23 protein-coding genes are annotated in these 20875 nt (G+C 46.9%); 10 read left to right on the plus strand and 13 right to left on the minus strand.

The annotated features are described in order from the left end of the window. The first annotated feature begins 69 nt into the window (after positions 1-69). Positions 70-615 carry a SixA phosphatase family protein gene (locus ACT6NV_RS14780; RefSeq protein WP_445385205.1) on the plus strand — a complete coding sequence of 182 codons (546 nt, stop codon included), beginning with the start codon at positions 70-72 and terminating at the stop codon, positions 613-615. Here the strand turns inward: ACT6NV_RS14780 and ACT6NV_RS14785 are convergent. Next, positions 593-1354: a DUF6503 family protein gene (locus ACT6NV_RS14785; protein ID WP_445385206.1), complete on the minus strand. Its 762-nt coding sequence runs from the start codon at positions 1352-1354 to the stop codon at positions 593-595. The genes ACT6NV_RS14780 and ACT6NV_RS14785 overlap by 23 nt on opposite strands. A gap of 104 nt (positions 1355-1458) precedes the next feature. On the opposite strand from ACT6NV_RS14785, the gene smpB reads away from it, so the two are divergent. After that, positions 1459-1920 carry an SsrA-binding protein SmpB gene (smpB, locus tag ACT6NV_RS14790; RefSeq protein WP_445385207.1) on the plus strand — a complete coding sequence of 154 codons (462 nt, stop codon included), beginning with the start codon at positions 1459-1461 and terminating at the stop codon, positions 1918-1920. Between the two features lie 17 nt (positions 1921-1937). Here smpB and ACT6NV_RS14795 read toward each other — a convergent pair whose 3' ends face one another. Further along, positions 1938-2579 carry a protein-L-isoaspartate(D-aspartate) O-methyltransferase gene (locus ACT6NV_RS14795; protein ID WP_445385208.1) on the minus strand — a complete coding sequence of 214 codons (642 nt, stop codon included), beginning with the start codon at positions 2577-2579 and terminating at the stop codon, positions 1938-1940. A gap of 166 nt (positions 2580-2745) precedes the next feature. On the opposite strand from ACT6NV_RS14795, the gene ACT6NV_RS14800 reads away from it, so the two are divergent. From ACT6NV_RS14800 to ACT6NV_RS14835, 8 genes are read left to right on the plus strand one after another with little or no spacing between them, the layout of a single operon-like run. Beyond that, positions 2746-3723 (plus strand): Gfo/Idh/MocA family protein, encoded by a 978-nt coding sequence (locus tag ACT6NV_RS14800; protein ID WP_445385209.1) that lies wholly within the window; start codon positions 2746-2748, stop codon positions 3721-3723. A 29-nt stretch (positions 3724-3752) separates the two neighbouring features. Next, a complete protein-coding gene (locus ACT6NV_RS14805) occupies positions 3753-4646 on the plus strand; it encodes a 3-hydroxyacyl-CoA dehydrogenase family protein (RefSeq protein ID WP_445385210.1) in 894 nt (297 codons plus the stop codon). Beyond that, positions 4646-5872 carry a DUF1015 domain-containing protein gene (locus ACT6NV_RS14810; protein WP_445385211.1) on the plus strand — a complete coding sequence of 409 codons (1227 nt, stop codon included), beginning with the start codon at positions 4646-4648 and terminating at the stop codon, positions 5870-5872. The genes ACT6NV_RS14805 and ACT6NV_RS14810 overlap by 1 nt, the downstream gene beginning before the upstream one ends. A 14-nt stretch (positions 5873-5886) precedes the next feature. Further along, positions 5887-6549, plus strand: a complete 663-nt coding sequence (locus tag ACT6NV_RS14815; RefSeq protein WP_445385212.1) for a YggS family pyridoxal phosphate-dependent enzyme — start codon at positions 5887-5889, stop codon at positions 6547-6549. Between the two features lie 21 nt (positions 6550-6570). Further along, a complete protein-coding gene (locus ACT6NV_RS14820) occupies positions 6571-7680 on the plus strand; it encodes an exonuclease domain-containing protein (protein ID WP_445385213.1) in 1110 nt (369 codons plus the stop codon). A gap of 9 nt (positions 7681-7689) precedes the next feature. After that, positions 7690-8538: an ion transporter gene (locus ACT6NV_RS14825; RefSeq protein WP_445385214.1), complete on the plus strand. Its 849-nt coding sequence runs from the start codon at positions 7690-7692 to the stop codon at positions 8536-8538. Next, the gene (gene miaA / locus ACT6NV_RS14830) at positions 8538-9446 is read left to right on the plus strand and encodes a tRNA (adenosine(37)-N6)-dimethylallyltransferase MiaA (protein ID WP_445385215.1); all 909 of its coding nucleotides are present in this window, start codon (positions 8538-8540) and stop codon (positions 9444-9446) included. Before ACT6NV_RS14825 ends, miaA begins: the two co-directional genes overlap by 1 nt. A 3-nt stretch (positions 9447-9449) precedes the next feature. Continuing rightward, a complete protein-coding gene (locus ACT6NV_RS14835) occupies positions 9450-9944 on the plus strand; it encodes a gluconokinase (RefSeq protein ID WP_445385216.1) in 495 nt (164 codons plus the stop codon). A 19-nt stretch (positions 9945-9963) separates the two neighbouring features. Here ACT6NV_RS14835 and ACT6NV_RS14840 read toward each other — a convergent pair whose 3' ends face one another. The 11 genes from ACT6NV_RS14840 to ACT6NV_RS14890 form a co-directional block, all read right to left on the minus strand. Then, the gene (locus ACT6NV_RS14840; RefSeq protein ID WP_445385217.1) at positions 9964-10686 is read right to left on the minus strand and encodes a response regulator transcription factor; all 723 of its coding nucleotides are present in this window, start codon (positions 10684-10686) and stop codon (positions 9964-9966) included. Positions 10687-10691: 5 nt separating this feature from the next. Continuing rightward, positions 10692-12275, minus strand: a complete 1584-nt coding sequence (locus ACT6NV_RS14845) for a sensor histidine kinase (protein WP_445385218.1) — start codon at positions 12273-12275, stop codon at positions 10692-10694. Between the two features lie 61 nt (positions 12276-12336). Next, entirely contained in the window at positions 12337-12939 is a 603-nt protein-coding gene (gene coaE, locus ACT6NV_RS14850; RefSeq protein WP_445385219.1) for a dephospho-CoA kinase, read from the minus strand. Beyond that, positions 12936-13889 (minus strand): CdaR family protein, encoded by a 954-nt coding sequence (locus tag ACT6NV_RS14855; protein ID WP_445385220.1) that lies wholly within the window; start codon positions 13887-13889, stop codon positions 12936-12938. The genes coaE and ACT6NV_RS14855 overlap by 4 nt, the downstream gene beginning before the upstream one ends. A gap of 4 nt (positions 13890-13893) precedes the next feature. After that, positions 13894-14907, minus strand: coding sequence for a glycosyltransferase (locus ACT6NV_RS14860; protein ID WP_445385221.1), 1014 nt, complete (start codon positions 14905-14907; stop codon positions 13894-13896). Positions 14908-14968: 61 nt separating this feature from the next. After that, complete coding sequence (locus ACT6NV_RS14865; protein ID WP_445385222.1) at positions 14969-15781, minus strand: enoyl-ACP reductase FabI; 813 nt, start codon at positions 15779-15781, stop codon at positions 14969-14971. Between the two features lie 102 nt (positions 15782-15883). Continuing rightward, entirely contained in the window at positions 15884-17539 is a 1656-nt protein-coding gene (recN, locus tag ACT6NV_RS14870) for a DNA repair protein RecN (protein WP_445385223.1), read from the minus strand. Between the two features lie 56 nt (positions 17540-17595). Next, complete coding sequence (gene porD, locus ACT6NV_RS14875; RefSeq protein WP_445385224.1) at positions 17596-18510, minus strand: type IX secretion system protein PorD; 915 nt, start codon at positions 18508-18510, stop codon at positions 17596-17598. Further along, on the minus strand, positions 18482-19687 hold the full coding sequence (gene coaBC / locus ACT6NV_RS14880; RefSeq protein ID WP_445385225.1) for a bifunctional phosphopantothenoylcysteine decarboxylase/phosphopantothenate--cysteine ligase CoaBC: 1206 nt from the start codon (positions 19685-19687) through the stop codon (positions 18482-18484). The genes porD and coaBC overlap by 29 nt, the downstream gene beginning before the upstream one ends. Position 19688: 1 nt before the next feature. Further along, positions 19689-20024, minus strand: coding sequence for a DNA-directed RNA polymerase subunit omega (locus ACT6NV_RS14885; protein ID WP_445385226.1), 336 nt, complete (start codon positions 20022-20024; stop codon positions 19689-19691). Beyond that, positions 20021-20863, minus strand: coding sequence for an outer membrane protein assembly factor BamD (locus tag ACT6NV_RS14890; protein WP_445385227.1), 843 nt, complete (start codon positions 20861-20863; stop codon positions 20021-20023). The genes ACT6NV_RS14885 and ACT6NV_RS14890 overlap by 4 nt, the downstream gene beginning before the upstream one ends. Between the last annotated feature and the right edge of the window lie 12 nt (positions 20864-20875).

Raw genomic sequence — 20875 nt, forward strand, 5'->3', positions numbered from 1 at the left:
ACTATATTTGTTAATCAACGAAGGTTTCTGCGGAGGGACCTATCTCAAATGTACACAATCTAATTTATTATGAAAATTAATACACTACTGTTTCTGGCCCTGCTGATGCTGGTATCGGTTTCATGCAAGGAAGATTCGCAATTGCCTGATAATGAGATAGCTGCGGAAGTTTCGACCTTCTATCTGATCCGCCATGCCGAGAAAGACCGAAGCGACCCGGAGAATGTAGACCCGGAACTGAACCAGAAAGGCCTGGGCAGGGCCATGCACTGGGCAGAAATCCTGTCGGAGGTATCTCTGGATGCGATTTATTCCACCGATTACGAAAGAACCTCCATGACGGCCGCCCCCTCAGCCGTGAAGCAGGATATAACCATTCAATTTTATGATCCGAACAACCTGGATGTGGAACAGTTCAAACGCGATAATGCCGGCAAAAATGTATTAGTGGTTGGCCATAGTAACAGTACCCCGGCCCTGGTTAATAAAATGATTGGAGAAGAACGCTTCCCGTCTATGGATGACCGGGATAACGGCAGTCTGTTCATCGTACAGCAGGTCGGGAACCGCAGTACGGTAACACGTCTGCATTTTAATTGTAACTGTCCGGACTAACGCGGATATTTCTGAGATTGATTTCAGAAAGTTTCTCCATACCACCTGGTATGGCATACAGGCTGTCAAGTGCGGCTAGTGGTACTTCTGCTGTCGGTTTATAGTTGATGAAATCTGAGAAGGTAATACCGCCTACCACCCTTTGGTTCTGCGCTTCCCGGAAGCGCATGCCCCCGCCGTTAACCTGAAATTCATATGCCAGAAAATCCGGGCGAAAAGTATCCGTGTTGAACCAGTATATAAAGACGTCTTCAAAGTCCTTGCCCCCTCCTTCCTGATCAAAAGTGATCTGAATTTTATAATAGTTGTGATCTCCCAGGCTTACCGTATCGAGCATGCGCTTGTTTACGGCCCGGTCATTGAGTCCGTAAGGCAGATAGGCAAAATAGTGTACCGAATTCACCGCATTGGAATACCGCTGCGCCGTCGAATCCGGGAGCGACAGTTCCTGTTCATTGAGATAACGCGTAAAGGATTGTCCTTTCCGCACATCCCGGATAGTCCCTGAATCCGTGGGGATGGTGCGGGTCAGTACCCGTTTGCCATCCTCCCTGTAACTGCTGTAATGGAAGTCGCGGAAATCAAATTCTATTTTAGAACGGCTGTACAAATCTCCCCCGGCGAACGTTATGGCACTGTCCACCACCTGTTGTGCGGTTAAAGGAGCCTCCTCCTGTTTAGGGGACTGCCTGCAGCCGATGACCAATCCGATAAGGGATATCAAAATAAATCTTTGCATCTGGATTCCATTTTTACCATGCAAAGGTGGGGAATTCTTTTAAAACCTTACACTGGAAGTATTCATTTGCTGGGAAGGCCGGGAAATTATAGTATTTTTGCCCGGTGCAGAAAAATATAAACATAAAGAATAAAAGGGCGCGTTTTGATTACGAGCTGCTGGATACCTATGTAGCAGGGATTGTGCTTTCCGGAACTGAAATAAAATCCATAAGAGAAGGCAAGGCCTCTATTGCGGAGAGTTTCTGCGAGTTCAATGACGATGGAGAATTGTTCGTCATCAATATGCAGGTAGACGAGTACAGCCACGGCTCTCATTTTAACCACCAGCCCAAGGCTGAGCGCAAACTCCTGCTCAAACGCCAGGAACTGCGAAAGCTGCATAAGGAAGTCAAAACATCGGGGAATACCATTATCCCCCTGAACCTCTTTATCAATGACCGGGGGCTGGCCAAACTCAAAATCTCCCTGGCCAGGGGTAAGAAACAATACGATAAGCGGGAAACGATACGGGACCGGGAATCCAAAAGAAGGCTGGACCGTATCAAAAAAGAGTTCAATACCTGATCTTCAGCAGAAAGCGTTTAATTTTTGTCCTCCAGCAGGGGTACAAAACGAAAAGAACCATAAGCCCTTCGTTCAAATTCCTTTTCACCGGTCCGGGTAATCAGCATCATGGTTTGCTCCTTGTCCCCTACCGGTATCACCATTTTTCCCCCAATTTTCAATTGCCCCATAAGTTCCCTCGGAATCTGGGGAGCCCCGGCAGTTACGATAATACCATCAAAAGGGGCTTCTTCCGGCAGGCCCTTGTAGCCATCCCCGAAAACAAACTTTTTAGGGCGATAGCCCATCTTTTTAAAAAAGAGATTCGTTTTTTTAAACAATTCCAGTTGTCTTTCGATGGTGTAGACCCTGGCTTTGAGTTGTAGCAGGATGGCTGTCTGGTACCCGCTGCCGGTACCTATCTCGAGGATTTTGTCACCTGGGGAAACCCCGAGCAACTCGGTCTGGTAGGCTACTGTATAGGGCTGGGAAATAGTCTGATCTGCCGCTATGGGAAAAGCCTTGTCCTGGTAAGCGTGATCTTCAAAACCAGAGTCCATAAAAAGATGCCTGGGAACAGTACGGATGGCCTCCAGCACTGCGGTGTCCTTAATTCCCTTTGAGGCGACCAGATCGGCCAGTTGATTGCGTTTGCCCCGGTGTTTTAATGTGTCCCTCAATTGTCCCCTTTTTGGCGAAGTTAGAAAAACTCCGTCAAATGCCGCTGCTGCCAAAGGTGAAATAAGAGGGCTTTTTTGGATATGCCTGACCTGATGTTCCCAACAAATCGGTTCACACCCTCCTTAACTCATAAACTATGTTTATTTTTGACAAAATTCAATTTTCATGCTAAAAGCAGGAGTACTGGGAGCGGGGCATTTGGGTAAAATACACCTGCGCTTGCTTCGGGAGTCGGCCCGTTATGAACTGGCAGGTTTTTACGATCCGGACGCCATTCAGGGGAAAAGAGTTTCGGATGAATTGGGCATCCCGTATTTCGACAATATGAACGCCCTGATGGATGCCGTGGATATGGTAGATGTGGTAACCCCTACCCTTTCCCATTTCGAATGCGCTAAAAAGGCTATCGAAAAGGGCAAACACGTTTTTATAGAAAAACCTATTACCCATACCTATGAAGAGGCTCAGGAGCTGATTCGGCTAGCCGAAAAACATGGGGTAAAAGGACAGGTTGGCCATGTGGAGCGATTCAACCCCGCCTTTAGCGCGGTAAAAGATCAGATAGAACAGCCTATGTTTATTGAAACACACCGCCTGGCTGAATTTAACCCCAGAGGAACGGACGTCCCGGTGGTCCTGGACCTGATGATACATGATATAGATATAATCCTGAGTGTGGTGCAGTCTGACGTAACGGACATTCAGGCAAGCGGGGTTTCAGTGATCAGCGCCTCTCCGGATATTGCAAATGCCAGGATAGCCTTTCAAAATGGCTGCGTCGCGAATTTAACTGCCAGCCGGATTTCCCTTAAAAACATGCGTAAGTCCCGGTTTTTCCAGAGGGATGCCTATATCTCGGTTGATTTCCTGGAGCGGAAGGTAGAGGTTGTTAAGATGAAAGATGCCCCTGAACAGCCAGGAGCCTTTGATATGGTTTTACAGAATGCAGAGGGGGATCGTAAACAGATATATTTTGAAAATCCGGAAATAGGGCAGAATAACGCCATTCTGGATGAGTTGGAGACTTTCGCCCAGGCCATCGAAAATAACTCGGAGCCGGTGGTAAGTTTAAAACAGGGCGCTCAGGCCCTGGACATTGCCCTGAGGGTGATAAAGGCCTTCGGAACCCCGACCAGCATATAAATATATTAATACGAACATAAGTAGCAGATATGAAGAAGATAATGGTAATCGGAGCCGGAACCATGGGAAATGGCATAGCACATGTTTTTGCCCAAAACGGTTTTGAGGTCAGCCTGGTTGATATCTCTGAAGAGAGTCTGGCCAAGGGGCTAGCAACTATTGAGCGTAATTTGAACCGCTTGGTGGAAAAGGGTGCCATTGACGCCCAAACGGCCAGTGCAGCTATCAGTAATATCCATAGCAGCACCGATCTGAAAAATGCAGCCGGGCAGGCCGATCTGGTGGTTGAAGCCGCCACGGAGGATCGCGAGCTTAAAAAAGGAATCTTTAAGCAACTGGATGAGTACTGTGGCCCGGATACGATCCTGGCGACGAATACTTCCTCCATTTCCATTACAGAAATCGCTGCGGTTACCGGAAGGCCCGAAAAGGTAATCGGGATGCATTTTATGAACCCGGTTCCCATAATGAAACTGGTGGAGGTGATCCGAGGCTATAGCACCAGTGATTCGGTTACCAAACGCATCCTCGAATTGTCCAGAGAACTGGGTAAAATACCCACCGAAGTAAATGACTATCCCGGTTTTATAGCAAACCGCATCCTGATGCCGATGATCAATGAAGCCATAGAAAGTCTTTTTCACGGGGTAGCCGGGGTTCACGAAATAGACACAGTGATGAAACTGGGTATGGGACACCCCATGGGGCCTTTGCAACTTGCAGACTTTATTGGCCTGGATGTGTGCCTTTCGATCCTGGAAGTCCTCTACGAAGGATTCAGACAACCCAAATACGCCCCCTGCCCCCTGTTGGTTCAAATGGTTACGGCCGGGAAATTAGGGGTTAAATCGGGAGAGGGTTTCTACGACTACAGCAGTTCTAAAAAGGCTGAAGTGGTTTCGGCCCAATTCAGGCAGGGCTAATGGCTGAAATCCTTCCATTTAAGGCTATACGTCCCGCCAGGGACAAGGCCGCCTTTGTGATTTCCAAGTCTTATGAGGATTACAGCTCTGAAGAAAGAAGGCTGGTAATGCAGCACAACCCCTTCTCTTTCCTGCACATCCTGAACCCCGGTTTTAAGTTTGACCAGCAATACAAAGGTTCTAAACGTTATTCCCTCGTCCGGAACCGATACGAGGAGTTCCTGGAAGAAAAAATCCTTATCCAGGATGAGATCCCATCCCTGTATCTATACCGCCGCAGTTTCGAAAACAGGCAATACTGCGGAATCTTTTGCGCCACAAGCACCCGGGACTACCGCTCGGGGCTGATCAAAAAACACGAGGACACCCTAAGACGCAGGGAAGAGCTTTTTGCGGATTATCTGGAACAGGTAGGCTTTAATGCCGAACCGGTTTTAATGACCTACCCGGATCAGCCGGAAATTGAAACAGTACTCAATGAGGTGATGCAGGGGATGGCTGAATACCACTTCACCAGTCCGGACCTGGTTACCCACGAGCTCTGGGTAATCAATTCGCCGGATCACATGGCAAGGCTTACCCGTGTATTCGGAGATATCGATGCCCTTTATATCGCCGACGGACATCACCGCTCTGCATCTTCAGATTTACTGGCGAAAAGAAAATCGAACGGGAAACATCAGAACTCAACTTATAATTACTTTATGAGTTACCTGATACCCGAATCACAGGTTCAGATAAGGGGGTTTAACCGCCTGCTTACGGAAATGAACGGCCTGAGCACCAAAGAGCTACTGATTCGCCTGGACACTTTTTATCGCATTCACGAAAAGGGCAGCCTGCCCTTTCGGCCCGAGGAAAAACACACCTTTTCCATGTATCTGGATGGGGTATTCTACGCACTGAGCCTCAGGAAAAAACCCTATGAGCTCAGCGATGCAAAAGCCCGCCTGGACAGCCAGATTTTATACGAAACCATCCTGAAGCCCATATTCGGTATTGAAGACCTGAGGCATGATGATCGGATTCACTATCGCTGTGGCGCGCAAAATGAAATAGAAATGAAAATGCTTATTGACCAGGGGAAGTACAAAGTGGGCTTTGGAATGGTTCCGGTTAGCATAGAAGAGATACGGGATATAGCCGACGCAGGACAGACCATGCCACCCAAGAGTACATTTATCCAGCCCAAACTCCCCAGTGGCCTGGCTATTTACGCTTTTTAATAATACACATGAAAATGAAGAAGATTGCAGAAAACCTAACGAATATAAAAGAAAGCCTGCCGGAAAATGTGGTTTTGGTCGCGGTTTCCAAAACCAAGGAAAATGCTGAAATCATGGAGGCCTATAATGCAGGGCAACGCATTTTCGGGGAGAATAAGGTACAGGAGCTATGCCGTAAACAGGAAGATTTGCCAAATGACATTCAGTGGCATATGATCGGACATTTGCAGCGAAACAAAGTTAAATACCTGGTTGATTTTGTAAGCCTTATTCACGGGGTGGATAGTGTTCGCCTGCTGCGTGAAATAAACAAACGGGCTGCTGCCGGCGGACGGGTAATCGATTGCCTGTTACAGGTCCACATCGCTGAAGAATCGAGTAAATTTGGTTTTGACCAGCAGGAGTTACAGGAAGTCCTGAATCAGGAATTCCTGGCTGGCCTGCCCAATATCCGTGTCCGTGGCCTGATGGGAATGGCAACATTTACGGAGAATGAAGATCAGGTTCGCAAAGAATTCAGATACCTCAAGAACCTCTTTGAGCAGTTACCCTCATTTTTGGAAAAGGCAGATATACTATCGATGGGTATGAGCGGTGACTACCTGCTGGCCATTGAAGAAGGCAGTAATATGGTACGAATCGGAAGTAGTATCTTTGGCCCCAGAGAATCGCATTAAAACAAAAATCAATTTCCGGGCATGTACGCCGTTTTAGATATAGAAACAACAGGAGGGAAGTTCAATGAAGAAGGCATTACCGAGATCGCCATCCACCGTTTTGATGGCCATGAGGTTACCGATACGTTTATCAGCCTGATCAATCCGGAGCGGAGTATACAGCCGTATGTACAGAAGCTAACCGGCATTAATGAAAAAATGCTGCGCACAGCGCCCAAGTTCCACGAAGTGGCCAAAAGAATTGTGGAAATTACAGAAGGCAGCACGCTGGTAGCACATAACGCCCAATTCGATTACAGGATACTGCGGACGGAGTTCCGGCGCCTCGGATATGATTTCCAGCGAAAATCCCTGTGCACGGTAGATCTGGCCAAGCGCCTGATTCCGGACGCAGAATCGCACAGTTTGGGGAAATTGGTCCGCTCCTTGGGGATTGCCGTAAACAACCGGCACCGTGCCAACGGGGATGCCCTGGCTACCCTCAAACTCTTTCAGGTATTACTTCAAAAAGATACCGGTAAAAGTATTGTTGCGGAGGTAATGCGGTCAGCATCCGCCGGAGAACTATCCAACCGGCAGCTGGAACTGGTCGAATCCGTTCCCACGGATACCGGGGTATATTACCTCTTTAACAAGAAGGGTGAAATTATCTACCTCAGCAGCAGCACCAATATGAAACAGCAGATCAATAGCCATTTCACAGGGAGCGGGAAGGATTCCCTGCAACTTCGGAAGGAGACCCGAGAGGTGCGCTACGAAAAAACGGGCAGTGAACTGTATGCCCGCTTGAAAGCCCATATAGAATTGCTTCAGAACAAACCCGTTTTTGGCCCTAAACCGGTATCACTAAAAGTTCCGGGTAAGGAAATCATTGTCAACGGGAGGCCATACCCACTTAAAAATGCAGATTTGCTTCTCATTGATAAAGGGCGTGACACCGGGGAAAAGGCAGCCATCTGGCTGCAGGAGTCCCGGGTGAAGGGGATGGGCTTTTTCGGATTAAACCATCAAATCAATAATATTCATATCTTAGAATCCCTGTTAACTCCGATAGAATCCACCCCGGGCTGTACAGGGATCGTACACGAATACCTTAAGAACAAATCGGTTCTTAAGGTGCTGGAACTCTGATTCGCTAGCATGAAGGAAAAAACGAAGATGCCTTACTGGAAGGATAAGATTCACGAGGTCATTTATGAAGCGGATACTCCGGCTGGTAAGTGGTTTGACCTTATCCTTTTCGCCGTAATCATTGTAAGCGTTATCCTGGTCATGCTCGAAAGTGTTAAGGAGTTTGATGCCAAATACCATCAAACCCTGCTCACGCTGGAATGGGTGATTACCATCTTTTTTACGATTGAATATATCGCACGGATTATCTGTATCCGTAAGCCCTGGAAATACATTCTGAGTTTTTACGGTATAATCGATTTTCTTTCAACCATCCCGCTTTACCTCTCCTATTTAATTGCAGGTTCTCAGGTATTCCTTGCCGTTCGGGCGTTCCGGTTAATACGGATTTTCCGTATCCTAAAGCTGGTGCAGTTTATCGGTGAGGCTTCTCAGCTGAAACAGGCCCTGAAGGCCAGCAGGACTAAAATTGCTGTATTTATTTACGTCGTGCTTATCCTTTCCGTCATAATGGGTACCATAATGTACCTCATTGAAAGCGACGAGGCTGGCTTTACAAGTATCCCAAGAAGTATTTACTGGACCATTGTGACCCTTACGACCGTTGGATACGGGGATATTGCACCGCAGACCAATATAGGCCAGTTCATCGCTACTGTGATCATGATCCTGGGATACGGGATTATCGCTGTCCCAACCGGTATTGTTACTGTAGAATTCTCAAAGTACAATAAAAAGAAGCAGGGCGATGACCCGGAGATTCTGGTACACCTCAATACCCAGTCCTGTCCTTCCTGTTCGGCAGAAGGGCACAGAGACGGAGCACGCCACTGTTTTAACTGTGGAGAAAAACTCTGATGAAACCTTTTCTCATCACCATTTGCGGCCCCACGGGCATTGGCAAAACGGCCTGGGCCATAAACCTGGCCCGGCATTACAACACAGTAATCCTTTCGGCAGACAGCAGACAGTTCTATAAAGAGATGTCGATAGGGACTGCCGTTCCTGCTCCAGAGGAACTGCAGGCGGTACCCCATTATTTTATTCAGCACCGGACGGTAAAAGAAGCCTACACGGTTGGGGATTATCAAAAGGAAGCTCTCTTGCTGCTCAAAAAACTTTTTAGGAAGCACTCGATTGTAATTATGGCGGGGGGCAGCGGCCTTTACCTGGATGCGGTGACAAAAGGCCTGGACGAATTCCCGGAAGTAGACCCGGCCCTCAGAGAGTCGCTCCGCAAACGCCTGCAAACTGAAGGACTCGAGCCCCTGCAACAATTACTACATGAAAAAGACCCCGTTTACGCCGGTAATGCAGACCTCAATAACCCGCAACGCGTTTTACGGGCGCTGGAGGTTTGCCTGCAGAGTGACCAAGCCTATAGCTCCTTTCTCGGCAAACGGAAAATCCCTGACTTTTTTAAACATATCCCCCTGGGAATAACTGGTAGCAGGGAAATTATTTATAGGCGGATAGAACAAAGGGTAGACCGGATGATGGAGCAGGGATTGCTTGAGGAGGCCCGGGAACTCTATCCCTTAAAAAATCTGAATGCCTTGCAAACAGTAGGTTATCAGGAATTATTTCGGTTTTTCGATGGGGAGATTCCCCTGGAGGAAGCTGTGAAAGAGATTAAAAAGAACAGTCGCAGGTTTGCCAAACGACAGGGGACCTGGTTCCGTAGAAGTACAGACATTAAATGGTTTGATTTCCAGGCAGCGCCAGAGGAAGTCATTTCATATATCGATTCGCAAATTGATCATTAGGGAATGCAGGGAAAGCCGAAGATTTATTTTATCACAGGGGTATCGGGAAGCGGAAAGAGCACCGTTGGGCGGTTACTAGCCGAACAGCTACATCTGGATTTCAGGGATGGGGACGATTTCCACCCGGAAGCCAATATTGCAAAAATGGCTGGTGGCAGCCCTCTGAATGATCAGGACCGTTACGGCTGGCTGATGCGCTTAAATGAACTGGCGCAGACTTATTCTGATAAGGGGGTGGTTATCGCCTGTTCAGCACTCAGGGAAAAGTACCGCCAGTGGCTTTCTACGGATATTTCCTGTCCTGTTTGCTGGGTGTTGCTGGAAGGCAGTGAAACGCTTCTCAGGGAGAGGCTGAGGGCCCGGAAAGGCCACTTTATGCCCGTTTCCCTGCTGCAATCACAGTTGAATACCCTGGAGGTTCCCGATTATGGATTGAAATTTCCTATTACGCTAAGTCCCTCGGAAATAGTGAGGCGTATATGTAATGAATGCCCCTGACGGGTTCTGAAAGTGGTTTTTACATGGAGTTCTCTGAATCCGTTTTAACCACCAGGCGGAATCCTTCCCCATGAATGTTCAGGATTTCAACGCTGTCATCCCGCTTGAGATACTTTCGCAGTTTGGCTATATACACATCCATACTCCTTGAAGTGAAGTAATTGTCATCCCTCCAGATTTTGGTAAGAGCTAGCTCCCTTGGCATCAGGTCGTTTTCGTGTAAGGCCAGTAATCTGAGCAGCTCGTTCTCTTTGGGGGATAATTTGATGGGGGCTTCGTCTTTGTACTTCAAAAAGCGGAGTTTCGAATTCAAATGGAAATTACCAATTGAAAATTCAAACTGATTACTGTCTGCCAGGCTGTTTGAAGCCTTGCGTTGCAGAATCGCTTTAAGCTTCATCAGTAGCACTTCAGAGTCAAAGGGCTTGTTCAGATAGTCATCAGCCCCGGCTTTGTAGCCCTTTAGCACGTCTTCCTTCATGGTTTTAGCCGTGAGGAAAACGATAGGCACGTTCTCATTCTTTTCGCGGATTTCCTTTGCCAGGGTAAAACCGTCCTTGTAAGGCATCATCACGTCCAGGATACAAACGTCAAAATTATCCTTCTTAAATTTTTCAAACCCCTCCATCCCGTTTTTCGCCAGAGTGACATCAAAATCGTTCATTGAGAGGTAATCCTTTAAAACAATTCCAAAATTGGGATCGTCTTCAACCAGTAATATTTTCTTGTTCGCTGTTTCCATGATGATTAAATTAAGGGGAGTTTTATATAAAAAGTGCTTCCTTTTCCTTTCTCACTCTCCGCATAAACTTCTCCCTGATGATCTTCCACTATTTTCTTAACGTAGGCCAGGCCGAGGCCGTGACCTTTAACGTTATGTATATCGCCGGTATGTTCCCGGTAAAATTTTTCAAATATTCTTTTCAGGACTACCTTTGACATTCCGGCACCCTGGTCTTGTATTTTTATAATGATAAAGTTCTTGGCAACCTCTGTAAACACATCTATCTTAGGGGCTTCCGGAGAATACTTTACAGCATTGTCCAGGATGTTGACCAACACATTTCCCAGATGCATTTCATTGGCCAGCACTTCATCCCTTTCCGCTTCCAGATGGGTCTTGATGTATCCGCCCCGGTCCTGAACAATTAACTCCACATGCGAAATAGCTGAATCTATAAGGGTATGTAGCTCAGTGCGCTCCTTATGAATATCCAGCTGATTTTTCTCCAGCTTTGAGATGCGCAATACATTTTCAACCTGGGCGTGCATCCTTTTATTTTCATCCCGAATCATCTGCAGGTAGCGATTTACTTTTTCCTGATCCTGCATGATTTTTGGGTTTTTAATCGCCTCTACTGCCAGATTTATGGTGGCTATAGGCGTTTTAAACTCATGCGTCATATTGTTGATGAAATCCGATTTTATCTCGGAGATCTGCTTCTGTCGTATCAACTGATAAATAGCGCTGGCATAGGCCACCATAATTATAAAGGTGAACAAAAGCGAGAGCACTGCCATACTGAGGATGGAACCCAGTAAAAAACGTTTCTTCTTGGGAAAGGTAAGCAGCAAGGCGAAGTTTGTATTGCCTTCGCTGTCCTGGAATAACGGAGCCCTATAGTGGTTTTCCTTATCGAATTTAAATTTCCGGGATTTTACCTTTGTCGGAAGTCCCCTGCTGTATACGCCATATTCGTAATCTATATCGTAATTGCGGTTCTCCAGTTCCCGGTCGAGCAATAACTCAATTTCTTCCCGGCTTAGCCTTTCATGTATGGGCACCTTATCTGCATAGACCCTGTAGACATCGTCGAACATGGCCCTTTCCATGGCGGGGATCCCTCCCAGCTTTTCCCACTTCTCGATGGGGTTGAGTTTATAGGCCTTCCCATCCAGTCCGTATTCTTCCTGAAAAATGGTTTTGGTTCTGCGGCTGGTGTAATTTTTTATGGTAGTGGTGTCCGAATTGTTGCCATTGTCAAAGAACGTGGATGCGATATCGTAATCTTCCTCTAAAATCCCATGAGAATAGACCAGAATTTCATTGGAATTAATATCGCGGTCGATGAAAAAGATATCGCTGATAAGCTGCGGTTCTCTGAGGTTTCCGACACTGTCTTTAAGACTGAGGAATTTTTCGGAATAATCTTTAATTTCCCGCTCCTCAATTTTATCGGCTACCCTGGCGAGGATTTCCGTTACTACATTGGAGAATTGTTCCTCTTTGTCCTCAACCGAACTTTTAATCCAATATAACTGTACTGCGATAATTCCTATCAGCGAAAGACTCATAAGAATGACGAGCAGTACAAATAACCTCTTATTCATCGTTCAGGTAAAAATAAAAATTTAACATTTAGCCGTAGGGGTGTTTAACCAAACCTTAACACTAGCCAGCACTGTTATTTTCGGCTATTTCAAGGAGTTCGGAATGTATCTGAGCGATACATTCCAGGGTATGGTCCCAATCTGAATTTTCAATTACAAAGTCTGCCAGTGGTATTTTTTTATCATCCGGCCACTGGTTTTTCATCCGCTCGACCACGGCTTTCCTGGAGCTTTTGTCCCTTTGGATGACCCTTTCTATGCGGGCCTGCTCTGGGGCCACAACCAAAATCATCTTATCGCAGTTCCGGTATCCTCCGTTTTCAAAAAGCACTGCCGCTTCCTGAATCACATAAGGGTATTGTTGCTGGCCGGCCCACCGTTCAAAATCTTCCCGGACCCTGGGATGTACCAGGGAATTCAATCGCTGCAGCAGGCTGGAATCACTAAATACTCTCGAGGCCACATAGCCCCTGTCCAGTTTTCCATCGTTGTAGGCCTGGCTGCCCAGCAATGTTTTAATTTTGGCGCGAAGGCCCTCATGCAATTGCATCAGTTCTTTTGCCCGTAGATCAGAATTGTACACCGGAACACCCAGCCTTGTAAATTCCCGGGCAATGCTGCTCTTTCCACTCCCGATTCCCCCTGTAAGTCCTACCCGCATCATTTCCGCTTCACGATAAATTCCACGGAAGACTCCAAAAGTGTTGCACTGTAAACGCTTTCCGGCTGTTCCGTCAGGATCAGGCTCAGACGGCCTGTCTCAGGATCAGGGTTTGCAAAATCTGCAGCCAGCTGAAAATCAGCAGGGTCCAGTTCTTTAAGGTCCCCTATCCTGCCCTTGCACAATACCCCCACAGTTGCGGGAAAAGTTCTGATTTCAAAAGAGTCCGGCAAATTTAAAACCGTTACGGGCAGGTCAATTACCGATTCAGAAAATCGAAAAACGCTTCCCGTTACACTTACATGGTCGGTTGAAAAATTCGTATGTGTCAGGCTTTCAGCCTTTTGAAGTGACAGGGTGCGCTCGAAATTCTCGGTTACCTCTTTAAGTTTCAGGAGTGCCGTTGGAATGGACAAAAGCGTATCGATCTCTTCTGCAGGGCCGCGTACTTCTATCAGAGCTGGTTCCACCAAGAGCGGCCCATCCATCATATATCCCTGAGCCAACTCAATTTCAGTATCTGGCTGCACGGGAATCTGCCTGCTCACCACAGGGTGCAAATCCATATACAATGTGTCATTGGGAAACTCAAAAATATTGACGTTGCCGACCATTTGTGATTCTATCTGTTCATTGTATATCCTTGGGGAAATAAAATAACTGCTATTCCTTTTTTCCAGGGTGTTCAGGTCAATTGTAAGGCGTTTGGGGTTTAACTGATAGCGCAATAACTGGAATCCGTTAGCCCGGACGCTAACGGGGATAGTATTTTGTGGCGGGTTCATGAAAATAAGACTATCCGGAGGATTTTGGAATTCCAGATTGAAAACAACTTGATGCGTGTAGGTTTCCGAAAGTCTGTTGAGCAGCCAGGCCAGGAAAGCACAAAGTAAAAATACCAGGAACATACGTGCCCTGGGTTGCTTTATTCGTGATTTCAGTTTCTTGATCAACACTCTAACTGTTAAAAAATAAGTTTGGAAACAATTCTGCCGGCTTCTTCTTACTAAAGGTAAGCAAGAGTGAGGATTTTAAAAAGCCCAGGCCATAGCCTGCAAATTGAACGAGCAGTGCCGTACCTGCCAGTAAACCAATATGGAGACTGGCCGTTGCACTGGCTGCTGCAATGATAACTGCCAGCAGATACAAAATATAGCACCCCAGCGGGAGCCATGACCAGGGAGTACTGAGGATCAAAGGCAGCAGCAGCGAAGCGAATAGGCCCAGGTAAAAAATCGTGGGAAACCAATAGGTTATCCTGGCGGAACCCGGATGCCATTGGTTTAGTATGGGCCTGGTAAGCCCGAATTTGTGCACCTGTTTGTAGAATGACCTGAAATTTATTCGCCTTTTATGAAAGACGACAGCCCCGGGCAGGTATTTCAAGCGAAAACCCAGCTTTAATAACCTGAGGCTAAGGTCCGGGTCTTCTCCCGGGTGTATGCTCCCAAATCCACCGCTTTTCTGAAAGGCCTTTTTTGAGAGGCCCATGTTAAAACTGCGCGGCTGGAAATGTTCAGCAGCTTTTTCAGAACCCCTGATCCCCCCGGTAGTCAGTACGGAGGTCATGCAAAAACTGATTGCCTTTTGCAGCGGGTTAAAAGAGGGGTGAGCCGAATCCGGACCTCCAAAACAGTCCACATAGTCGGCAGTGAGCCCTATGGCCACCTCGCTGAGATATTCCGGCGGCAGGATGCAGTCGGAATCGACCAGAATAAAGTAATTCCCACTGGCCCGTTGCATCCCGTAGTTCCTGGAATCTCCCGGACCGCTATTGGGCTTATACCAGTATTTAATCTTTAAACGATCTTCAAAGGAACGAACGATCGATTCAGCGGGCTGGCTGGAGCCATCCTCCACTATAACCACTTCGAAGGGCTTCGTATAATCTTGCCGGGAGAGGCTTGCCAGAAGTTCTGCTACTTCATCTGGCCTGTTGTATACCGGGACTACAAATGAAAATTCAAGCATGCCTTTATTTTACAAAAAAGCCATCCGCAACAGGATGGCCGTTACTTTTTGGGGATATGATTTATTTGGAAAAGGTGTCAATAATTTCCTGGCTCACCCCCGTACTCGAGAAACCGCCATCGTGAAACAAGTTTTGCATGGTCACTTTGCGGGTGAGGTCTGAAAAGAGGCTGACCGTGTAATCTGCGCAATCCTGGGCAGTAGCATTTCCAAGGGGAGACATTTTCTCGGCATAGGAAATGAATCCGTCAAATCCTTTGACACCCTGTCCGGCTGTGGTAGGGGTGGGCGACTGTGAAATGGTATTTACCCGCACCTTTTTTTCTTTTCCGAAAAAATACCCAAAACTCCTGGCCACCGATTCCAGATAGGCCTTGTTATCCGCCATATCGTTGTAATCAGGGAAAGTACGCTGGGCAGCCATATAGGTTAGCGCTACTATACTTCCCCATTCATTCATGGCATCTGCCTTGTAAAGGGTTTGCATTACTTTATGAAAGCTCAGAGCTGAAACATCCCATCCTTTGGCTGTGAAATCGTAGTTCTCATCCGTATAGGCCCTTCCTTTGCGGACATTGACGGACATCCCGATGGAGTGTAGCACAAAATCCAGTTTTCCTCCCAGAATTTCCATGGATTTGCTAACCAATTGTTCAAGGTCTGATTCACTTGTGGCATCGGCCGGAATGATTTCTGAACCGGTTTGCTCTGCCAGTTTGTTGATCTGTCCCATCCTCATGGCGATTGGGGCATTGGTCAAAACAAAGGTGCCGCCTTCCGCATGAACCCTTTCAGCAGTTTTCCAGGCTATGGAATTTTCATCCAAAGCCCCAAAAATGATTCCTTTCTTTCCTTTCAACAATTGATGTGCCATTTAAATTTACTTTAGTTATAATATTCAAAGATATTTAAAATTGCCGAGATTCATCCCGTTTTTCCGGGTACTTCAGAAGGATTGTAAGGGTTTTACAAGCCTTTAGTTCAGCAATTCCCGGGCATGGGTCAGGGCTGTTTCCGAAGAATCCTTACCCCCCAGCATCTGGGCGAGCTCCACTACCCGTTCTTCACGATTCAGCTCTTTCATCCGGGTATGCGTATGGGAGGCACTATCTTCCTTAAATACTTTATATTGATGGTTCCCCTTTGAGGCTACCTGCGGCAAATGCGTAATAGCAAATATCTGCATGTGCTCACTCATTTGTTTCATGATATCCCCCATCCTGTTGGAGATGTCTCCGGAAACTCCAGTATCTATCTCGTCAAACATCATGGTTGGCAGCGCCTCATAAGCCGCCAGGACGGCTTTGATCACCAGCATAATTCTGGATAATTCCCCGCCGGAGGCCGTTTTCTTAAGACTTCCATACTGCCCGCCTTTATTTGCTGTAAAAAGTAATTCCAGATGATCCCTTCCTGCAGGTCCAAATTCCTCCAGGGGCTTTAAATGCCATTGGAACGAGGCATTGGGCATCCCCAGTTGCCCTAATTGTTCCTGTAATTTCGCGACGAATTCAGGTAAGACCCCTTTGCGCTTTTCGTTCAGTTCGCCGGCGATTTTGATGAGCGCGTCCCGCTCCTGCTGCACCCTTGCCTGTAACGCTTCTATCTGGGCGTCCATATCCGCGGTGTCATTTACTTTCTTTTGAAGCTGGTCTCGTATTTCAAGTAGCTCCTCAACGCTATTTACCCCGTGTTTTTTCTGCAGGTCATAGAGTATTTGAAGACGGGAATTAACCTTTTCAAGTTCCTGAGGATCAGCAAACTGGGATTCTTCCAGCTGCTCTAATTCCTGGGATATATCATCGGCTTCAATAAACAAAGCCTGTACCCGCTCATGGATATCGGAATAGCGGGAACCGAAACCGGCCAGTTTGGCGGTGAGTTGCCTGAGTTTTAGCTGCAAGGCCAAAAGCCCGTATTCTTCTTCGGCACAGAGCTGATGGGCAGCGCTGAGCAGTTCGGTGATTTGTTCCACATTGGAGAGTTCTGAATAACTCGTTTCCAGTTCCTCCTGCATCCCGGGTTTTAAATTGGCGGCATTCAATTCGCCCAGGAGGAATTCATTGTAATCCTGTTCCCTGAAAGCATTATCTCTGGCCTTCTCCAGCTTATTGAGTTCCCTGACCGCTTTTTGATAGGCTTCCCGCCTTTGGGTATAATCGCTTAAACGTGATTTATTTCCCGCCAAAGCGTCCAGAACGCGCAATTGAAATTCCTGTTCGGTAAGTTCCAGGGTCTGGTGCTGTGAATGTATATCGATAAGCCGGCTGCCAAGGCCACTGAGGATATCCAGGGTTACCGGGCTGTCATTAACAAAGGCCCGGGATTTTCCGCTTGGCAGTATTTCACGCCTGAGAATGGTATTGGCTTCATAATCCAGGTCATTGTCCTGACAAAACTGCCTGACATTGGGATAGGCGGATACGGCAAATTCTGCCTCCACGATACATTTTTTATCCGAATCCCTTAAAGAGGTGCGGTCTGCCCGTTTTCCGAGGACCAGAGCCAGGCTGTCCAGTAAAATGGATTTTCCAGCCCCGGTTTCTCCGGTTATTGTAATAAAACCTCCGGAAAAGCTGACCTGAAGGTCTTCAATGAGGGCGTAATTTTTTATGGACAATCGTACGAGCACGGCAATTGCAAATTTATCCCGTAAAGATAAAAGAATCTGCTGTGAAAAATTGCGGCTCAGTATTTAATTTGATTCCAGGTACTGGCGTAGAATGGGGCTACTTTGTTCAGGGTCTCTTTTAGCTGTACGATATCCACCTTGGGGCCATCCGAGAAGATATTCTGTATTTCTTCGGCCTTGGCATCAAAAAAAGTCTGAATCAAAAAGGCATTAGGCCTGCGTTGAATGAGCGTCTCAAAGAGGCGTAAGGATCCGGCTATAATTTGTTTTCCGGTACTGTTGTTATCTGCCAGCACGTCCAGCCCCTTTCGGTGGTAATTATACATGGCAATCCTGTATTCCCTGAAGGTATTGGACAATAGATTGTCCACCAGCTGAAAACGCGTACGATTATCGGAAGCCGTCTGTCCCCAGCCGGCAAAGTTGCTGCCCTGCGCCTGTGTAACAATGGCCTGGGCCTTTTTAAAATGGTCCGTACCCCCTTCTAACTGGAAGGTGTCGGCATCCAGACCAAGCATGATATACACATAATAGGAAATCACTCCCACCAGGTTGGAATTGAAGACATTCTCATTAAAAACCAGCGGTTGGAATTCGATGTATTGAAAATTGAACTGGTCGTCTTTGTAATTAAATACCGGCGTCTCGTATGAGGTATTAAAAACCGGCCTGGAAGATTGCAGCTGAATGTTGGCCTCAAAGCGGCTGGATTCGAAAGCGGTAACCGTAATAAAAATACGGCAATTCAATCGCTCGTTTTCTTTGACCTGCCTTCGGGTCCAACGGGTTTTGTTTACGAAATCGGTAAGGGACCGTTCCAGAGTGGTGAAAACCTGCTGATTGGTCTGTGAAACCTGGTCTGCATTTACAGTTACCGTACAATTCAGTTCCTGGGCGCCAAGGTCCAGGAAAAGCAACAGCAATACTGCTAAGAGACTTGTTTTAAGGGTTGATCCGCTTATGAATTTCATTGAGGATATCACTGGCAACTGCTGACTTTTCTTTTAAGTCAAACGGGATTATGCCTGAATTCTTGTCTATAAAGGTAACTTTATTCCGCTCTCCCCCAAATCCGGCTTCCGGGTCCTTCAGGGAGTTCAGCACAATAGCATCCAGGCGCTTCTTTTTTAATTTAACAAGGGCATGCTCCATTTCATTTTCAGTCTCGAGCGCAAACCCGACAATGTATTGCCCGGTTTTTTGCTGGGCCACCTCGGCAATAATATCCGGGTTCTCAGTAAGGTGCAACTCCATTGCCCCTCCCTTTTTCTTTATTTTCTCATCATAAACAGAAGCGGGCCTGTAATCTGATACGGCAGCGGCCCCTATTATGACATCCGCAGCTTTAAAGTGCTCCAACGTTTTTGCATGCATTTCAAGAGCTGTTTGAACCCTGTAACAACTTATGGAAGCGTTTTGGGCCTTTAAGTGGGTTGGGCCGGTAATCAGAATTACCTCAGCTCCCATTTCGGCTGCCTTTTCGGCCAGGGCAAACCCCATTTTTCCGGAAGAGTGGTTCCCGATAAAACGAACGGGATCTATGGGTTCATAAGTGGGCCCTGCAGTTATCAATACTGTTTTTCCAGTAAAAGGCAGGCCTTTGCGGAGGTAACTTTCCAGGAAAGAAACGATTTCATCAGGTTCTGCCATCCGTCCTTCCCCATCCAGACCGCTGGCCAGTTCCCCTACGCCCACCGGAATATGAAGGTTCCCGTAACTTTCAAGGGTTTTAAAGGTCTTTTCAGAGGAGGGGTGCCTGTACATGTCCAGATCCATTGCAGGCGCAAAAAAGACAGGGCATTTCGCCGAACGATAACAGGCCAGCAATAAGTTGTCACATTGTCCCGAGGCCATCTTGGCAAGGGTGTTAGCCGTTGCCGGGGCGATCAGCATTATATCGGCCCAGAGGCCCAGTTCCACATGATTGTTCCAATCTGTGCTATGCCCTTCCTGCTTTTTAAAATTGTGGATTACCGGATTCTTGGAAAGTGTGGCAAGGGTCAGGGGGGAAACAAAATCCGCGGCGCTCTCGGTCATAACAATGCGCACCTCGGCCCCTGCCTTTATCAGCAGGCGGGTCAGGAAAGTAGTTTTGTAGGCAGCAATTCCCCCTGTGATGCCCAAAAGGATACGCTTGCCCGACAACATCCTATTCCGAATCTTTCTCGGTATTCCTGTAGTAAATTTTGTCTTCTAACCATTCCTGAATTGCCAGGGCATGGGGCTTGGGAAGTTTTTCGTAGAATTTGGAAACCTCGATCTGCTCTTTATTCTCAAAAACTTCTTCTAGACTGTCACTGTAGGTTGCAAATTCCTCAAGCTTCTCCAGCAATTCCTTCTTTATTTCAGAATTAATCTGAATGGCCCTTTTGGCCGCGATGGAAATTGCCTCGTAAATATTATCAGTGCTCGCGTCAAACTCATCGCGATTGATGGTAATTGTAGAAACGGGAGCTTCTGAATTTTTAAGATCGTTCATATTCATTTTATAGGGTTTTGTAAAGCTTCAAATTCTTGTTGTGCGTCTTTTAATTTTCCCATCAGGTCTTCAGCCTCTTCTGAAAATTCACTTTCCGGGTAATAGCGCTTAAAGGTGTTATAGGCGGCTACCGCGTTTTCCAGGCGATCCTTTTTCTTGGTAAAAGTCGAATTCAGGGCCAGGGTGGTTGCAGCACTAACTCTCAGGAAATACGCCTCCTCCCTGAAAATTGAACCCGGGTGGTCTGAAATAAAATTATCCAGGGCGGCGCGGGCCGAAATGTTGTAATCCAAAATATAATATTTTCCGAGTTTTACAAATTGCTTGGCAATCTCAAACTCTTTCTTTTCCTTTTTGGTTGTGAGTTCCCGGGCCATTGTATTGGCCTCCGCCATTAAAGCAGATTCCGGATAGCTGTTTATAAACAACTGCAGTTTGGCCAGGGCCTTGTCCGTATCGGTCTGATCCAGTGAATACCTCGGGGAGAGCATATAATAACTCTTGGCACCCCTGAAGGCAGCTTCCTCAGCCTTATCACTTTTGGGATAAGACTTCAGGAATCGTTCAAACTGATATCCGGCAAAATTGTAATTCTCTACTTTGTAATAGGTGTCGGCCAGGAAAAACATAACCCTTTCCCCTTGGGGCTTCCCTGCAAATTTTGGGGATATTTGCTCAAAGAGCCGGTTGGCCCGTTTAAAATCACCTTCGTTGTACAGTTTCTCTGCATACTCATACTTGGCAGCCGTATCGGTTTCTTTCAATATCTTCTGATACTCACTACAGGAGGTTGTGCCTATTATGAGAAGAAAGCAAAACAGTAACTTCTGGATTCGTGCAAACATTTGGCAAAATTA

Source organism: Robiginitalea insularis (assembly GCF_052497835.1).

Excerpts from the sequence above, each read along its gene's own strand:
- ACT6NV_RS14780 (WP_445385205.1), top strand. The coding sequence starts at position 70 with ATGAAAATTAATACACTACTGTTTCTGGCCCTGCTGATGCTGGTATCG.
- ACT6NV_RS14785 (WP_445385206.1), bottom strand. The coding sequence starts at position 1,354 with ATGCAAAGATTTATTTTGATATCCCTTATCGGATTGGTCATCGGCTGC.
- ACT6NV_RS14800 (WP_445385209.1), top strand. The coding sequence starts at position 2,746 with ATGCTAAAAGCAGGAGTACTGGGAGCGGGGCATTTGGGTAAAATACAC.
- ACT6NV_RS14805 (WP_445385210.1), top strand. The coding sequence starts at position 3,753 with ATGAAGAAGATAATGGTAATCGGAGCCGGAACCATGGGAAATGGCATA.
- ACT6NV_RS14810 (WP_445385211.1), top strand. The coding sequence starts at position 4,646 with ATGGCTGAAATCCTTCCATTTAAGGCTATACGTCCCGCCAGGGACAAG.
- ACT6NV_RS14815 (WP_445385212.1), top strand. The coding sequence starts at position 5,887 with ATGAAGAAGATTGCAGAAAACCTAACGAATATAAAAGAAAGCCTGCCG.
- ACT6NV_RS14820 (WP_445385213.1), top strand. The coding sequence starts at position 6,571 with ATGTACGCCGTTTTAGATATAGAAACAACAGGAGGGAAGTTCAATGAA.
- ACT6NV_RS14825 (WP_445385214.1), top strand. The coding sequence starts at position 7,690 with ATGAAGGAAAAAACGAAGATGCCTTACTGGAAGGATAAGATTCACGAG.
- miaA (WP_445385215.1), top strand. The coding sequence starts at position 8,538 with ATGAAACCTTTTCTCATCACCATTTGCGGCCCCACGGGCATTGGCAAA.
- ACT6NV_RS14835 (WP_445385216.1), top strand. The coding sequence starts at position 9,450 with ATGCAGGGAAAGCCGAAGATTTATTTTATCACAGGGGTATCGGGAAGC.
- ACT6NV_RS14840 (WP_445385217.1), bottom strand. The coding sequence starts at position 10,686 with ATGGAAACAGCGAACAAGAAAATATTACTGGTTGAAGACGATCCCAAT.
- ACT6NV_RS14845 (WP_445385218.1), bottom strand. The coding sequence starts at position 12,275 with ATGAATAAGAGGTTATTTGTACTGCTCGTCATTCTTATGAGTCTTTCG.
- coaE (WP_445385219.1), bottom strand. The coding sequence starts at position 12,939 with ATGATGCGGGTAGGACTTACAGGGGGAATCGGGAGTGGAAAGAGCAGC.
- ACT6NV_RS14860 (WP_445385221.1), bottom strand. The coding sequence starts at position 14,907 with ATGCTTGAATTTTCATTTGTAGTCCCGGTATACAACAGGCCAGATGAA.
- ACT6NV_RS14865 (WP_445385222.1), bottom strand. The coding sequence starts at position 15,781 with ATGGCACATCAATTGTTGAAAGGAAAGAAAGGAATCATTTTTGGGGCT.
- porD (WP_445385224.1), bottom strand. The coding sequence starts at position 18,510 with ATGAAATTCATAAGCGGATCAACCCTTAAAACAAGTCTCTTAGCAGTA.
- coaBC (WP_445385225.1), bottom strand. The coding sequence starts at position 19,687 with ATGTTGTCGGGCAAGCGTATCCTTTTGGGCATCACAGGGGGAATTGCT.
- ACT6NV_RS14885 (WP_445385226.1), bottom strand. The coding sequence starts at position 20,024 with ATGAATATGAACGATCTTAAAAATTCAGAAGCTCCCGTTTCTACAATT.
- ACT6NV_RS14890 (WP_445385227.1), bottom strand. The coding sequence starts at position 20,863 with ATGTTTGCACGAATCCAGAAGTTACTGTTTTGCTTTCTTCTCATAATA.